The sequence below is a fragment of the Tundrisphaera macrotermitis genome, assembly GCF_051175315.1.
Classification (GTDB): Bacteria; Planctomycetota; Planctomycetia; order Isosphaerales; family Isosphaeraceae; genus Tundrisphaera.
This window is the reverse complement of the sequence record NZ_CP195100.1, coordinates 3,088,140-3,101,869: the sequence shown is the minus strand read 5'-3', so window position 1 is coordinate 3,101,869 and position 13,730 is coordinate 3,088,140. Positions and strand designations below refer to the sequence as shown.

The 13,730-nt window shown below is 70.4% G+C and carries 10 protein-coding genes; 8 read left to right on the top strand and 2 right to left on the bottom strand.

What is annotated here, in order from left to right; translation table 11 throughout:
- Window positions 1-125 precede the first annotated feature (125 nt).
- Entirely contained in the window at window positions 126-2,531 is a 2,406-nt protein-coding gene (locus tag TA3x_RS12450; protein WP_435021654.1) for an FG-GAP repeat domain-containing protein, read from the bottom strand.
- A gap of 167 nt (window positions 2,532-2,698) precedes the next feature.
- On the opposite strand from TA3x_RS12450, the gene TA3x_RS12445 reads away from it, so the two are divergent.
- Both TA3x_RS12445 and TA3x_RS12440 read left to right on the top strand, forming a co-directional pair.
- Window positions 2,699-3,010 (top strand): hypothetical protein, encoded by a 312-nt coding sequence (locus TA3x_RS12445; protein WP_435021652.1) that lies wholly within the window; start codon window positions 2,699-2,701, stop codon window positions 3,008-3,010.
- 244 nt (window positions 3,011-3,254) lie between these two features.
- A complete protein-coding gene (locus TA3x_RS12440) occupies window positions 3,255-4,592 on the top strand; it encodes a reverse transcriptase family protein (protein WP_435021650.1) in 1,338 nt (445 codons plus the stop codon).
- A gap of 9 nt (window positions 4,593-4,601) precedes the next feature.
- On the opposite strand, the gene TA3x_RS12435 is transcribed toward TA3x_RS12440, so the two are convergent.
- Window positions 4,602-8,681, bottom strand: coding sequence for a PVC-type heme-binding CxxCH protein (locus TA3x_RS12435; RefSeq protein ID WP_435021648.1), 4,080 nt, complete (start codon window positions 8,679-8,681; stop codon window positions 4,602-4,604).
- A 270-nt stretch (window positions 8,682-8,951) separates the two neighbouring features.
- On the opposite strand from TA3x_RS12435, the gene gntA reads away from it, so the two are divergent.
- From gntA to TA3x_RS12405, 6 genes are all read left to right on the top strand, one after another.
- Window positions 8,952-9,839 (top strand): guanitoxin biosynthesis heme-dependent pre-guanitoxin N-hydroxylase GntA, encoded by an 888-nt coding sequence (gene gntA, locus TA3x_RS12430; RefSeq protein WP_435021646.1) that lies wholly within the window; start codon window positions 8,952-8,954, stop codon window positions 9,837-9,839.
- Complete coding sequence (locus TA3x_RS12425) at window positions 9,836-10,468, top strand: DUF1989 domain-containing protein (protein ID WP_435021644.1); 633 nt, start codon at window positions 9,836-9,838, stop codon at window positions 10,466-10,468. Before gntA ends, TA3x_RS12425 begins: the two co-directional genes overlap by 4 nt.
- Before the next feature lie 117 nt (window positions 10,469-10,585).
- On the top strand, window positions 10,586-11,407 hold the full coding sequence (locus TA3x_RS12420) for a Matrixin (RefSeq protein ID WP_435021642.1): 822 nt from the start codon (window positions 10,586-10,588) through the stop codon (window positions 11,405-11,407).
- A gap of 108 nt (window positions 11,408-11,515) precedes the next feature.
- Window positions 11,516-12,727, top strand: coding sequence for a 2,3-bisphosphoglycerate-independent phosphoglycerate mutase (locus TA3x_RS12415; RefSeq protein WP_435021640.1), 1,212 nt, complete (start codon window positions 11,516-11,518; stop codon window positions 12,725-12,727).
- Window positions 12,728-12,878: 151 nt separating this feature from the next.
- Window positions 12,879-13,259, top strand: coding sequence for a nuclear transport factor 2 family protein (locus TA3x_RS12410; RefSeq protein WP_435021638.1), 381 nt, complete (start codon window positions 12,879-12,881; stop codon window positions 13,257-13,259).
- Between the two features lie 65 nt (window positions 13,260-13,324).
- Complete coding sequence (locus TA3x_RS12405) at window positions 13,325-13,702, top strand: response regulator (RefSeq protein WP_435021636.1); 378 nt, start codon at window positions 13,325-13,327, stop codon at window positions 13,700-13,702.
- Window positions 13,703-13,730 lie beyond the last annotated feature (28 nt).

Genomic DNA, 13,730 nt, shown 5'->3' with positions numbered 1-13,730 from the left:
GGCACCGCCCGGCCCGTCAAGCCGATCCGGCCGGGAATTTCGGCCCGCTTCGATCGAGGGGAAAACGAAGCGGCCGGGGCGAGGAGGCCCCGGCCGCTTCGGGAGGTGGACGAGGGGTGAGGGGTTTACTGGCCTTCGGCGGCCTTGATGATGCCCTTGTCCCTGTCCTGGCCCGGATCCTGGCGATAGATCAGGATGCGGTCGTGGACCAGCAGGATCAGGTCGGTGCGGCCGTCGCCGTCGACGTCGCCGAGGGTGAGGTCGCGGGGCTCGATCATGTCGGCGACCGAGCGGCGGCCCTTGCGCTCGAACACCTTGAAGGCGAGGGCGCGGGCCATGTCGGGCTTGCCGGCGTAGGTTGCGATCTCGACGAAGTGCTCGGCGATGTCGGTCAGGGCGATGTCGGGCTTGCCGTCGTTGTTGAGGTCGCCCACGATCAGGTCGCCGAGCCGGGCATCCTCGCGTTCCGGCTCGTAGCTGGCGATCACCTTCAGGCGTCGGCCCTTCTTGCCGGCCAGGACCACGCCGAATCGGGACGTGCCGGCCAGCAGGAGGTCGTCGCGGCCGTCGCCGTCGAGGTCGGCCACGCGCATCCCCCGGAAGTCGTCGAACGGCCCGACCGAGAGCGTGCCGCTCGGGACGTAGGTCCCGCCCTTGCGGGCCAGGATCACCAGCTTCTTGTCGGCCCGATCCAGGAGGACGACTTCCTTGACGCCGTCGCCGTCGAAGTCGAGCGCGGCCACGCCCTCGACCTGGGCCGAGGACCGCCCGGCGTCGAACTGGTCCTTGACGACCCAGTGGCCGTCGGCGTCGAGCAGGAGGTCGCGGGCGCTGGCCTGCTGGGCGACCAGCAGGGCCGGGCCGCCGAGGTCGGCCATGGTCAGGCCGCCCGGCGAGGCGCCGGCCAGGGGGCCGAGGCCCTCGGCCGGGGGCGTCGGGATGTCACCGGCGCGGCCGAGCAGGAGGACCGGCGGGCCGTAGGCGTTGAAGACCAGGACGTCGGCCCGGCCGTCGCGATTGGCGTCGATGACCGAGATCTCGGGGGGCACGCCGTTGATCCCCTTGAGCGGGACGATGTCGGCCTGGCCCCAGCGGTACGGCGCGAACGGGGCGGACTTGTCCTTGCCCCGGGCCAGGGCACGGAGGGCGAACGAGTCGGCGGTCGAGTTCTCGGTCTTCTCGCGGGTGACGTAGAGGATCTCCGGGGTCTTGTCGCCGTCGAGGTCGGCCGCCGCCAGGGTCACCGGCTCGCCGACGATGGGCAGCGGGACCGGGAAGGTCAGGCGATCGTCGATCAGGACGCTCCGGCCGATCTGCCGCTCCTTCTCCGACAGGACGATGACCTCGGCCTTGCCGTCGCCGTCGAAGTCGGCCAGGCGGACCGGGCCCCCGCCGGCCAGGCCCGGGAAGGTGCGGGCCTGCCCGAGCCCCGACGTGCCGGACTGCCGGTACAGGACGAGCTGGGCGCGGGCCGGGTCGGTGGCCACGACGTCGATCTTGCCGTCGCCGTCGAGGTCGCCCAGGTCGAGCGACCGCCCCAGGCCGGCGCCCGGGGGCAGCGGGGTGAAGCTGAGCCGGCCGCGGACTTCCGACTCGTCGTCCTGCTCGGCGAGCGTGGCGACCCGGGCCCGGCCCGATTGCTGCTCGATGGTCACCAGCTCGTCGCCGGGCTTGCCGTCGACCTGCCCGAAGGCGTAGGCGCGGAGCGGCTCGACCTCGAAGCGCTCCTCGGGGCCGTACCGCCCCTCGCCGGTGGCGAACCGGACCCGGATCGGGTCGTCCTGGCCGCCGTCGAGCATCGCCAGGTCGAGCTTCCCGTCGCCGTCCATGTCGACGGCCTTCACCATCCGGGGATTGTCCAGGGTGTGCGGCCAGCGCTCCGGATCGCCGAGCTTCCCCTTCTCCCGCTGACGGAAGACGATGATCTCCTCGCGGGTCAGCAGGGCGATGTCGTCGCGACCGTCGCCGTCGAGGTCGGCCACCGCCAGCGCCCCGGCGCTCTCGACGGCCTCGCCCACCTGGAGCTTGCGGGGGTCGGAGAACTTGCCGCCCCCCCGGTTGGAGAGGATCTCGATCCCGGCCGGCGTCCCGTAGTAGACGAGGTCCGCCTTGCCGTCGCCGTCGAGGTCCCCGGCCTGGAGGCTGACGACCTCCTTGTTGACCGGGATGCTGACCAGCCGCATCCGGCGATCACCGACGATGTCGTTGACTTCCTTCTTGGCCCCCCCGGCGTCGTCGTCGCCGGGCTTGCGGGTGCTCAAAAGCAGGTCGATCCGCGAACGGGCGTTGTTGCTGACGGCGACGTCGGCCACCTTGTCGCCGTCGAGGTCGGCGGTCAGGATGTTGCTGATCCGGTTGTCGAGCTTGTACACCTCGACGGGGAGGAACCCATAATAATCGGCCAGTCGGACGTCCTCATCCGCACTCGCCCCCCCCGCGGCCAAAGCGGCGAGGGTCACGAGCCCCAGGGCGAGCATCCATCGACGTCCCGCGAATTCCATCATCACGGCCTTCCCACGTTGGAAATCCATCCCGTTCCTCCCGTCCTCCCACGGCCCCCAGAGTAAAGCGGGCCCGCCCCGGCGACAAGGCGCCGCGCCCCGATTGAATTGACGGCGGGCTCCGGGGCGCGTTACGTTCGCCCGGTTGACGCCATCTGCCATGGCGCCCCCACCCCGCGAAAGGCCAGGCCCGACCGATGGCTCGTCTCACCCTCGTCCCGATCGACCGCCCCGAGGTCCCCGCGCGACCGATCACGGAGAGGCTCCGCAACCAGCTCGTCTACTTCATGACCCCCCGGGACACCCCCGGCCTCCCCCCGCTCGGCGAGCTGGATTTCTTCTTCGAGCCGAAGGAAGTGGCCACCTGGGCCGACGAAGGGGTCTTCCTCCTGGTCTCCCCGCTGGATACCGACTCGATGACCGAGGTCGAGCTGTCCGAGGAGCAGGAGCTGTTCCTCCAGTGGCTCCAGGACAACAAGGTCAGCCACGTCCGGCTGGAAGAACGCTGATCGGGCTCGACCTCGAATGCCTTGACAAAGGTTCAGGAGTTCTTTAGGGTCAGTCCGGCGGCGGGAACGCGCCAAGCAGGCGGGATCGGGCCGTTTCGGACGGTCGGATTCGCCTCTCCGGGGTTACCCCGGGGGATGCGTTGACCGAGGACTTGACGTCGCGTGAGCGTCGCTGCGCCTCCGTCGCAGTAGTGCTCACGCCGGACCAGTGGGGTTGGGGCGTCCCGCCGCCATCAGATCCACCATGACCACCACCGAGCGAAGGGCCGCCGCCCTGCTTGCGGAGGCGTTTGGCGAAGGGCCCTGGACCGCCGAGGGGATGATCGAGCGCGGGTCGATGGTGCTGGGCCACAGCCCGGACTGGCTGCCGGGGCTGGCCGACCGCGTGCTGGCCGCGTTCCCGGGGGCGAGGCCGAGGGCGCGACGAGTCTTCCTGTTCCTGGTCGATGATCCGGGATTCGGCGAAGCGTGGGCCGAGACGCCGGTCGAGCTGGTCGTCGGGCCCCGACCGCCCCCGGTGATGAGCCCGTCGCCGGGCGTGCCGTCGTCGTGGAAGGTGCCGGCGATCGTAACCCTCGCCGCGCTGGCGGCGCGGGTCGGGGTCGAGCCGGCCGAGCTGGACTGGTTCGCCGACCTGCGGGGGCGGCTGGATCGGGTCGCGGACGGGCCGTTGTGCCACTACGACTATCGTTGGGTGGCGAAGCGGAACGGGTCGGCCCGCCTGGTCGAGGCCCCCCGGCCCCGGTTGAAGCAGATCCAGAGGCGTCTGCTCCGCGAGATCATCGGCCCGATCCCGCCCCACGACGCCGCCCACGGCTTCCGGCCCGGGCGGTCGGTGGGCTCGTTCGTGGCGCCCCATGCCGGGCGGTCGGCGGTGCTGAAGCTGGATCTCCGGGACTTCTTCCCGTCGATCACCTCGGCGCGGGTGGCGGCCCTGTTCCGGGTGGCCGGCTATCCCGAGGCCGTGGCCCAAAGCCTGGCCGGGTTGTGCTGCAACCGCGTGCCGTCGGGGGTGTGGCGGCGGGCCGATGCCCCGGCCTCCGTCGCCGGGTCGAGCCCGGAGGCGTGGCGGGCGCGGAAGCAGTTCCAGGTGGCCCACCTGCCCCAGGGGGCACCGACCTCGCCGGCCCTGGCCAACCTCTGCGCGTTCCGGCTCGACCTGCGACTGTCCGCCTTCGCCGCGTCGCACGGGGCGGCCTACACCCGCTATGCCGACGACCTGGCCTTCTCGGGCGGCCCCGAGTTCGCCCGGGGCGTCGGCCGGTTCGCCGTCCGGGCCCACGCGATCGCCCTGGAGGAAGGGTTCGCGGTCCATCCGGAGAAGACGAGGATCATGCGCCCCGGCGTGCGGCAGCAACTGGCCGGGGCGGTGATCAACGAAAGGCCGAACGTCGCTCGCGACGAGTTCGACGCCCTCAAGGCGATCCTGCACAACTGCGCCCGCCACGGGCCGGGGGGCCAGGACCGCGTGGGTCATACGGACTTCCGGGCGCACCTGCTCGGGCGGATCGCCCACGTCGCGACCCTCAACCCCACGCGAGCCGGCCGGTTGCGGGCCGAGTTCGACCGGATCGCGTGGTGAGGGGCCGGGTCAGGGCCTGGGGTTGAGTTCGAGCTTGAGGTTGCGGAATCGGACCTCGGTCGGCCCGCCCGCGTGGAGCTGGAGCCCAAAAATCCCCCGCCGGGCCCCGGCCGGGTCTTCGATGGTGATCGCCACCTGCCCATTGATCCGCGTTTCGATCTTCGGGCCGACGGCGAGGATCTCATAGGTGTTCCAGTCGCCCGAGTTGAGGGCGACCGGGCCCGAGGGCTCGCGGAGGATGCCCCGGCCTTCCTCCTCGTAGAGCTTGCCCCACCAGCCGGGGCCGGCGTCGGCCTGGTAGCCCTTCATTTCGCCCCTGGGCAGGGGTTCGCTGCGGAACTGAATGCCGCTGTTGCCCTGGTCGCCGACGAGCTTGATGTCGAGGGTGAGGCGGAAGTCGGCGGCGGCGAGGTCGGAGCGGAGGAAGCTGTTGTGGCCGATCCCCTTCTCCGTCCGGCCCACGATCTCGCCATCCTTCACCGACCAGAGGGTGGGGTCGCCGTCCCAGCCGGCGAGGTCGCGGCCGTTGAAGAAGCCGGCGGCGTTCTCTGGGGTGGCGAGCATCGGCACCTGGGCCGGGCTGGCCAGGTAGGCGAGCAACGAGCGGATCTCGTGGTCGTCGAGCGGGTCCCAAAGTCCTTCGGGCATCATCGACGCCTCGCTCGGCTTGCGGTCCTCGACCTCGTTTTTGGGCAGGATCACGGTCTCGTTGGCCGTGACCAGGGTGAGGGCATCCTTGTCCTCGGCCCGGACGATCCCGGTGAGGATGCGGCCGTCGGTGGTGGCCACGACGTGGGCCAGGTAGTCCTTGCCGATCAGCGCCGAGGGGTCATAGACGTTGGCCAAAACATAGTCGAGGTCGGCCCGGTTCGACCCAGTCAGTTCGGGGCCGACCGCCCCGCCGGTGCCGAACAGGTTGTGGCACTGCTGGCAGGTCTTGGCGAACACGGCGCGGCCGAGGATCGGGTCCGGGGCCTTCGCCGGCTTGGCGGCGAACCGCTTCCGGGCATCGGCGATCATCTTGGCGCGGTCCTGCGAGGTCTCGCGGACCGCCCCCCAGACGCGGCCGACCTCGGCGTCGATCTCGGGGTCCTTGAGGTTGCGGACCTGCCGGAGCAGGTCGGCCGACAACTCGGCGCGGCCGACCGTGCCCGAAGCCACGGCCGCCAGCAGGGCCCGGGCCGAGTTGCTCCGGGCCGCCAGAGTGTTCAGGGCGTCGCGGCGCTCGTTGGGGGGCAGCGTGGGGTAGATCCGCAGGATGGCGGCCGGGGTGGCGGGGTCGTCGGCGGCGGCCAGCCCCCGCAGGGCCTCGCCCCGGAGCGCCGGCTCGGCCAGCAAGGCCCGCAGGGCCGGGGCGAGTTTGGCGTCCTTCGCCTTGAGCAGCGAGGCCAGGGCGTCGCGGCGCCGCGGGAGGTCGGCCGAGGCGTCGACCAGGACGGTGCGCATCTGCTCCATGGCCGAGGCGTCGCCGAACGACACCGCCAGCGAGGTCGCCCGCGACCGGACCTCGGGGTCCTTGTCCTCGACGAGCTTGGCGTAGATCTCGTCCCAGTTGGCTGGGCGATCCACGGTGCGGCGGCCCTTCAGGGCCTCGACCACCCCGGCCAGGATCGTGCGCCGGGCTTCGGCCGTGGGTGCCTGACCGATCGCGTCGATCAAAAGGGCCAGGGATTCGGGCGTGCCGATCGCCGCGACCCGCCGGACCATGAACGGCAGCAGCGTGGGCAGCTTCGACCCGGCGGCCAGCTTGAGCGCCCGCGACGGATCCTGAGCCGCCAGGGGCTCGGCGGCATACCAGACCATCAGGGGCAGATTGTGGTCGTCGGCGTCCTCGGCGTGATCGGCCAACGCGGCGATGACATCCCATCGCTTCGCATCGGCCTCGCGATGCCGGTCGGTGGGGAATTCGAGACGGCGCTGCATGGCCGATGCGAGGGCGAGCCGGACCACCGGCGACAGATCGGACTTCGCCAGAGATACGAGGTTGTCCCATCGACTAGGGTTAACGACACGTTGCTCGAAGATTAGTTGGATCTTCCAGGCACGGACGTATGGACTCGGATCGCCCCAGCCCCAATCCGGTTCGTCGATCTTCCCGATTGCGTGGAAGGCCCAGAGGGCTCGAAGACGCTCGACCTCTTTGTTCAAAGCGTAGTTGTTGATGTCCACGAACGCCCACCGTAGACGTTTATGGTCGAGCTGCTTCCCACCCTGGGCCCGTTCCATCAGGACCCGGCGGGCGTGGGCTGCGTACCACTCATTGGGGGCCGAGACCAGATTCATCAACTCATCGTCGGTCAGCTTCGCGACGTCGGCGATCGGCCGGGTCGGCTTCTTGCCATCCGGCTCGTAGCTGACCTTGTAGATCCGGCCGTTGGAGCGGTCGTGGATGTTGAGATCCTTGTGGTGGCACTGCTGGCGGTCGTACCAGTCGATGAAGTAGACCTGGCCGTCCGGGCCGTACTTGAGGCTGATGATCTGCGACCAGGCATCGTTGGTCAGGAGGAAGTCCGGGGCGTGCGAGCCGACGAAGCCGGAGCCCCTGGGCGTGAGGACGTCGCGGTTGATCCGGGCGCCGTGGATGTTGTTCATGAACAGGGAGCCGGCATAGGGCGCGGGCCAGGATCCGCCCTGGTAGATCATCGCCCCGGCGTGGGCGTGGCCGCCGCCGGCGTCGCCCGACACGCCGTTGCCGGCGTGGGGGTTCCCGCCCAGGTAGTGGCGGTGGTCGGCGATGGTCTTGATGTCGTCATAGGTGTAGGGGTTGAAGTGCGGGCCGGCCTGACGCTCATACCGGCCGCCCTGGATCATGTGGTAGAGGTGCGGGATCACGCACGCGGTCTCGACCGCCTGGCCGTGCGGGTCGAAGGCGATGCCCCAGGGGTTGCTGGTGCCGTGGGCGAAGACCTCGAACTCGCGGCGGGTCGGGTGATAGCGCCAGATCCCGGCGTTGATCGGCGTCCTTTCGGCGTCGGGCGTGCCGGGCTTGCCGACCCGCGAGTGGGTGAACACGCCGTGGCAGCCGTAGAGCCAGCCGTCGGGGCCCCAGGCGAAGCTGTTCAGGGTCTCGTGGGTATCCTCATAGCCCCAGCCATCCAGGAGGATCTCCGGGGGGCCGTCGGGGCGGTCGTCGCCGTCCTTGTCCGGGATGAACAGGAGGTTCGGGGCCGCCCCCACGAAGACGCCGCCGAATCCGAGTTCGATGCCGCTGACGAGGTTGAGCTTGTCGGCGAAGACCTTGCGGGTGTCGAACTTGCCGTCGTTGTCCGTATCCTCGAAGATCAGGATCTGGTCGCGGGCCTGATCCTCGGGGACGCGGACCGGGTACGAATAATCCTCGGCCACCCAGAGCCGGCCCCGGTCGTCGATGGCGAAGCCGATCGGCTGGTGGACGTCCGGCTCTCCGGCGAACAGAGTGACCTTGAAGCCCTCGGGCACGGTCATCGCGGCGGCCGACTCGGCGGGCGGCAGCCCGGCATGGGCGAAGGCGTCCGGCGCCTTGCGGGCGGGGACGGCGGGCTTCGTGTCGTGGAGCCGGAAATCATCGAAATTGACGTGGCCCCAGCCGCCCGAATGCTCGTCCACCAGCCGGATGAAGATCTCCCTGCCCAGGTGCGGGGTGAGGTCGAACGCCACCCGGGTCATCCCCTCGTTCTTCTCGCCCGACGCCTTGGCGATCACCCGGCCGCCGTCGCGCAGGACCAGCTCGACGCGGGTCTCCGGGAAATCGCCGCCGCCGACCAGGAAGCTGGCGAACGGCTTCGCCACCGGGAACGGGGCCGAGGTGAGCGTGCCGTGGGGGACATCGCCCCCCTTCTCATAGGATCCGACCCAGAACTTGCCGGCGTGGCCGCTCTTCATGTCGGACCGGCGTTTGGCGACCGCGTCCCCTTCCACCAGCGAGCCCGCGAAGGCCGGCCCCTCGGCCGTCCAGTCCTTCAGCGAGCCGGCCTCGAAGTCGAGGTTGAGCGGGAGGCCCCGGGCGTCGGATGGGACGACGCCGGCGTCGTCGGCCCCGGAGGCGGTGGGCGCTGCCCATGCCGCGACCAGGAGCAGGATGATCGAATATTTCGGGCGAACGAGTCGCATGTCGGGCTGTCCTTGCGGTGGTGCGATCCGGGCCGGATGGCCCTCGGGCGGGCCCATCGAATTTATCAACCCCCGGCCGCCCGGGGAACTCCCGCCCCGCGATTCGGCAGGACCGTCGCGACCGGGTCGACGCCCGTACCCTAGAAGGCATGCCATTTGCTTCATCCCTGCCCCGACCGTCCCCGGACTTCCGCCCACGAGTCCGCCGTGCGATCGGGTGCGGGCCTTGCCGCCCGCCCTCGATGCGGTCGCCTTCTTGCAGGATCTTTCATGACCATTTCTGTCGCCTCGCCGGCAACGGCCCCGACCTGTCCCCACGCCGCCGCCGGCGTGGATAACCCCTTCGATAGCGAGATCGCCCTCCGGAACAGCCAGTACTACGGGACGAAGGGCGGTCGGGCCGTCCTCCTCTCCCGCCCCGGCTCCACCCCCGACCTGTTCGCGTCGGCCGCCGTGGGGGCGTTCCGGGGCTTCGTGCTCAACCCGGACTTCTCGTGCGTCGGCGCCAAGAGCGCGGTGATGCACGAAACCTACCGGCTCGGCGTGTACGACCAGCTGGCCGGCGACGGGGCGACCGCCGGCCTGGCTCGCGACCTCTATACCTTCGCCCGCGAGTCCGAGGGCGCCGACCCGCACGAGTTCCGGACGTTCGTCGCCATGTTCCGCGGGCCGATGGACGTGGACGAGGAGGCGTTCGAAAGGATGCTCTGGGACCAGCTCCGCCGGCTCAACGAACTCGACGCCCCGCTCCACCGCTGGGACCCGAGCGTGAGCCAGGACCCGGAGAGCCCGCACTTCGGCTTCAGCTTCGCGGAGATGGCCTTCTTCATCGTCGGGCTCCATCCCCACAGCTCGCGCGAGGCGCGCCGGTTCATCTGGCCGACCCTGGTGTTCAACCCCCACGCCCAGTTCCAGCACCTCAAGGAGGACGGGCGCTGGGAGCGGCTACAGGAGGTCATCCGGACGCGGGAGGAGCACCTGCAAGGGTCGCTCAACCCGAACCTGGCCGATTACGGCACCGCCACCGAGGCCCGCCAGTATTCGGGCCGCGCCGTCGAGGCCGACTGGCACCCCCCGTTCCACCCGACCGCACATCACGATGCCCCGGCCGGGGCGTCCGGCTGCCCCTTCCACGCGGTCCTGAGGTCCGAATCATGAACGAATCGAGCGACGTCGCCACCCATCGCATGCCGCCCCAAACCGGGGCGGGTTTCCTGCTGGAGAAGGGGCAACGCCTCCGGGTGATCGACCCCCACGGCGAGCAGGTCTCCGACCTCGTGGCCTTCGCCCGCGACGACAAGCGCGAATGGCTCTCGTCGGGCCGGAGCATGGACTACGCCAACTCGATCTACCTGACCACCGGCCACCTGCTCTACTCCAACCGGAGCCGGCCGATGTTCACGATCCTGGAAGATGAGGTCGGACGCCACGACTTCCTGCTGACCCCGTGCAGCATCGAGACGTTCCGGATCATCTACGACCACCAGGGCGACCACCCCAGTTGCTTCGGCAACCTCGTCCAGAACCTCGCCCCGTTCGGCATCGAGCCCGACGAGATCCCCACGACCTTCAACATCTTCATGAATGTCGAGGTCCTGCCTACCGGCGAATTGAAGATCGGCCCGCCGACCTCGAAGGCCGGCCAGTCGATCACCCTCCGCGCCGAGATGGACCTGATCGTGGGGCTGACGGCGTGCTCGGCCGAGATGTCGAACAACTACTCGTTCAAGCCGATCGACTACCAGGTCCTCCCGGCCGGCACTGCCATCGGGGAGGCCCTGACCTGATCCTGGCCGAACCGCCCGCGACGATCGGTCATTGCGGGCGGTCAACCCGGGTGGTGCAATGGGCGAGCGTGCCCGGCGGGCGTGTCGAGTCAGGCCATCATCAAAGGGATCGCATTCATGCGTCGCATCGTCCGGTTGGCTTTCGCCGGCTTCCTCGCGAGCGTCGGGGCGGCCCGGGGCGAGGATACGCCGACCCCGCCGCCGTTCGCCGAATTCGTGGTGATCCCGATCCGGGTCCACCTGCTGTCGGCGACCGACCTGCCCGAGGTCGACTGCCGGCTGGAGGACGCCGACATCCATCGCGTGCTGGGCAAGGTCAACGGCATCTGGCAACCGGCCGGGATCCACTGGGGCCTGGAGGCGCTGATCCGCGAGCCCGCCGCGCGGCAGGACGCCTTCCGCAAGGCCCGGGAGGCCGACGAGGAGGCCGCCGGGCGACCCGCCCCCCTGGGACTGCTCCGCCAGCTGGTCCCGGCCGAGAGCCGCGGACCGGGCGGGATCGACGTCTACTATGTCCATGAGTTCGAGGCCAACGGGGTTTACCTCGGCAATCGCACGGCCTTCGTCAAGGACACGGCGCGGCTGCGGAAGGTCGAGGGGGGGATCGACGAGCCCTTGCCCCGGGTCACCGCCCACGAGTTGGGCCACGCCCTCGGCCTGGCCCATCGCCAGGACACGTTCAACCTCCTGGCCTCGGGGACCACCGGCACGGGGCTGAATGCGGAGGAGATCCGCACGGCCCGCGACAAGGCCCGCGTCCTGCCGGGGGCCCTGCCCGCCCCGTCCCTGAAGGCCGACGCCGAGCAGTCCGCCGCGAAGGGGGACATGGCCCGGTCCCGGCGGTTCTACACCTGGCTGTCCGAGGTCCCCGGCGGGGATCGCGACGAGGCCCTGCGGCTGCGGGATGCCCTGCCGGAGCCGGCCCCGCCCGCCCCTTGAGCGGACCGGGCTTGCGTCCGGGGGGCGCGATCGGTTAGGCAAAGGGGAGAATGGCGCCGGCGCGAGCGCGCGTCGCGCCCCTTGCACTCTCCTGGGAACCGCCCCGCAATGTCGATGCATGACCTGCTCCGCCAGCTCCGAGAGACCAACTCAACCAAGATCGTGATGCTGGTGGCCGACGGCCTCGGCGGGCTGCCGATCGAGCCGGGCGGGAAGACCGAGCTGGAGACGGCCAAAACCCCGAATCTGGACCGGCTCGCCACCGAGGGGACCGTGGGCCTCAGCACGCCGGTCGCCCCCGGCATCACCCCCGGCTCCGGGCCGGGCCACCTCGGCCTGTTCGGGTTCGACCCGCTGGAGAACGACATCGGCCGCGGGGTGCTGGAGGCGCTGGGCATCGGCGTCGAGGTCGGCCCGAAGGACGTGGCGATCCGGGGCAACTTCTGCACGATCGACGCCGAGGGCCGCGTCACCGACCGCCGCGCCGGGCGGATCCCCACCGAGGTCTGCGAGAAGCTGGTCGAGAAGCTCCGCGCCGGGGTGAAGATCGACGGCGTCGAGACCCTGGTCGAGGCCGTCCGCGAGTATCGCCTCGTGGTCCGGTTCCGGGGCGAGGGGCTGGGCGACAACGTCGCCGACACCGACCCCCTGTCGACCGGCCTCCACACCCTGGAGCCCCAGGCGGGCGACGCCGGCTCGGAGCGGACGGCCAAGATCGCCTCCGAGTTCCTCCGCCAGGCCAAGGAAATCTTGAAGGACGAGACCCCGGCCAATTTCTTGATGCTCCGGGGCTTCGCCAAGTTCCCGCAGATCGCGACCATGGAGGAGGCCTACGGCCTCAAGTCGGCGGCCATCGCCGTCTACCCGATGTATCGCGGCCTGGCCCGCCTGGTCGGGATGACGGTGGTCGAGCCGGGAAAGACCCTGGCCGACCAGTTCGAGGTGGCCAAGCAGGAGTGGGCGAAGTACGACTTCTTCTTCATCCACTACAAGTACACGGATAGCACCGGCGAGGACGGCAACTTCGCCAAGAAGGTGGAGATGATCGAGGCCCTGGACGCCGAACTTCCCAAGCTCATGGGGCTGAACCCCGACGTCCTGATCGTCACCGGCGACCACTCCACCCCCAGCCGGATGAAGTCGCACAGCTTCCACCCGGTTCCGCTCCTGCTGTGGGCCCCGGCCACCGGGCGACCCGACCTGGTGACGACCTTCGGCGAGCGTCCCTGCCTCCAGGGGGGCCTGGGCCAGATCCTCGCCAAGCAGATCATGCCGCTGGCGCTCGCCCACGCCAACCGGCTCCAGAAGTTCGGCGCCTGAGCGGCGTCGGAGTGGCCACGATGCCCACGCCCCCCTCGCGGCCCCGCCCCGGGCCGCGAGGGCGGGCCGTATCGTCGGCCGAGATTTGCCGGATTCGGGGGGCATTGCATAAAATCGACCGTACGAGAGACGCGGTCGGGGGAGATCGACGATGGCAGAAGAATCGGGAGCGTTGGTGGCGGATCGGGAGTTCTTCGCGGCCCTGATCGGTGGCGACGCGAACACGCTGGACCGGTTGCTGAGCCCGGACTTCGTCCTCGTCGACGTGATGCGCGGCGGGGAGGTCCCGCGCGGCGACCTGATCGCGGCGGTGGGCGGGGGGCTGCTCCGGTTCGAGGCCTTCGAGCCCGCGGAGGTCAAGGAACGCCGCCACGGCGCCACGGCGATCGTCTCGGGCCGGACCGACATCGTCGGCTGGCTGGGAGACGCCACCTATCAGATCAAGAGCCGCTACGTCCACGTCTACGTCGAGCAGGACGGCCGGTGGCAGATGGTCTCGGCGCAGGGCACGCCGATTGCGGCGGAATCCTGACGCCTCCCGATCCCGCGCGAACCGAGCCCCGTCCCGGTCGACCAGCCCCCCGGAGTGAAGAAGCGATGGCCAAGCCCCGCATCCTCGACGTCGGCCAGTGCTCCTACGATCACGGCTCGATCTCCCGCCACCTGTCCGCCGCCTATGGTGCGGAGGTGGCCCGGGCCCAGTCGGCCGCCGAGGCCCTGAAGGCGGCCAAGGGCGGCGGCTTCGACCTGATCCTGATCAATCGCCAGCTCGACCGCGACGGCTCGCCCGGCGTGGACGTGATCCGCGCCCTGAAGGCCGACCCGGATCTGGCGGACGTGCCCGTCATGCTGGTCAGCAACTTCCCGGAGGCCCAGGCCGAGGCCCAGGCCCTCGGCGCCCTCCCCGGCTTCGGCAAGGCTGACCTCCGCGCCGGCCACGTCGCCACCCTGGATGCGGCCCTGTCCCCCCCCTGAGCCCCGGGCCGCCGCGATCGAGGCCCGC

Bases quoted from the DNA above. Each gene is read 5' to 3' on its own strand.
- TA3x_RS12450 (WP_435021654.1), bottom strand. From the start codon at position 2,531: ATGGATTTCCAACGTGGGAAGGCCGTGATGATGGAATTCGCGGGACGT.
- TA3x_RS12445 (WP_435021652.1), top strand. From the start codon at position 2,699: ATGGCTCGTCTCACCCTCGTCCCGATCGACCGCCCCGAGGTCCCCGCG.
- TA3x_RS12440 (WP_435021650.1), top strand. From the start codon at position 3,255: ATGACCACCACCGAGCGAAGGGCCGCCGCCCTGCTTGCGGAGGCGTTT.
- TA3x_RS12435 (WP_435021648.1), bottom strand. From the start codon at position 8,681: ATGCGACTCGTTCGCCCGAAATATTCGATCATCCTGCTCCTGGTCGCG.
- gntA (WP_435021646.1), top strand. From the start codon at position 8,952: ATGACCATTTCTGTCGCCTCGCCGGCAACGGCCCCGACCTGTCCCCAC.
- TA3x_RS12425 (WP_435021644.1), top strand. From the start codon at position 9,836: ATGAACGAATCGAGCGACGTCGCCACCCATCGCATGCCGCCCCAAACC.
- TA3x_RS12420 (WP_435021642.1), top strand. From the start codon at position 10,586: ATGCGTCGCATCGTCCGGTTGGCTTTCGCCGGCTTCCTCGCGAGCGTC.
- TA3x_RS12415 (WP_435021640.1), top strand. From the start codon at position 11,516: ATGTCGATGCATGACCTGCTCCGCCAGCTCCGAGAGACCAACTCAACC.
- TA3x_RS12410 (WP_435021638.1), top strand. From the start codon at position 12,879: ATGGCAGAAGAATCGGGAGCGTTGGTGGCGGATCGGGAGTTCTTCGCG.
- TA3x_RS12405 (WP_435021636.1), top strand. From the start codon at position 13,325: ATGGCCAAGCCCCGCATCCTCGACGTCGGCCAGTGCTCCTACGATCAC.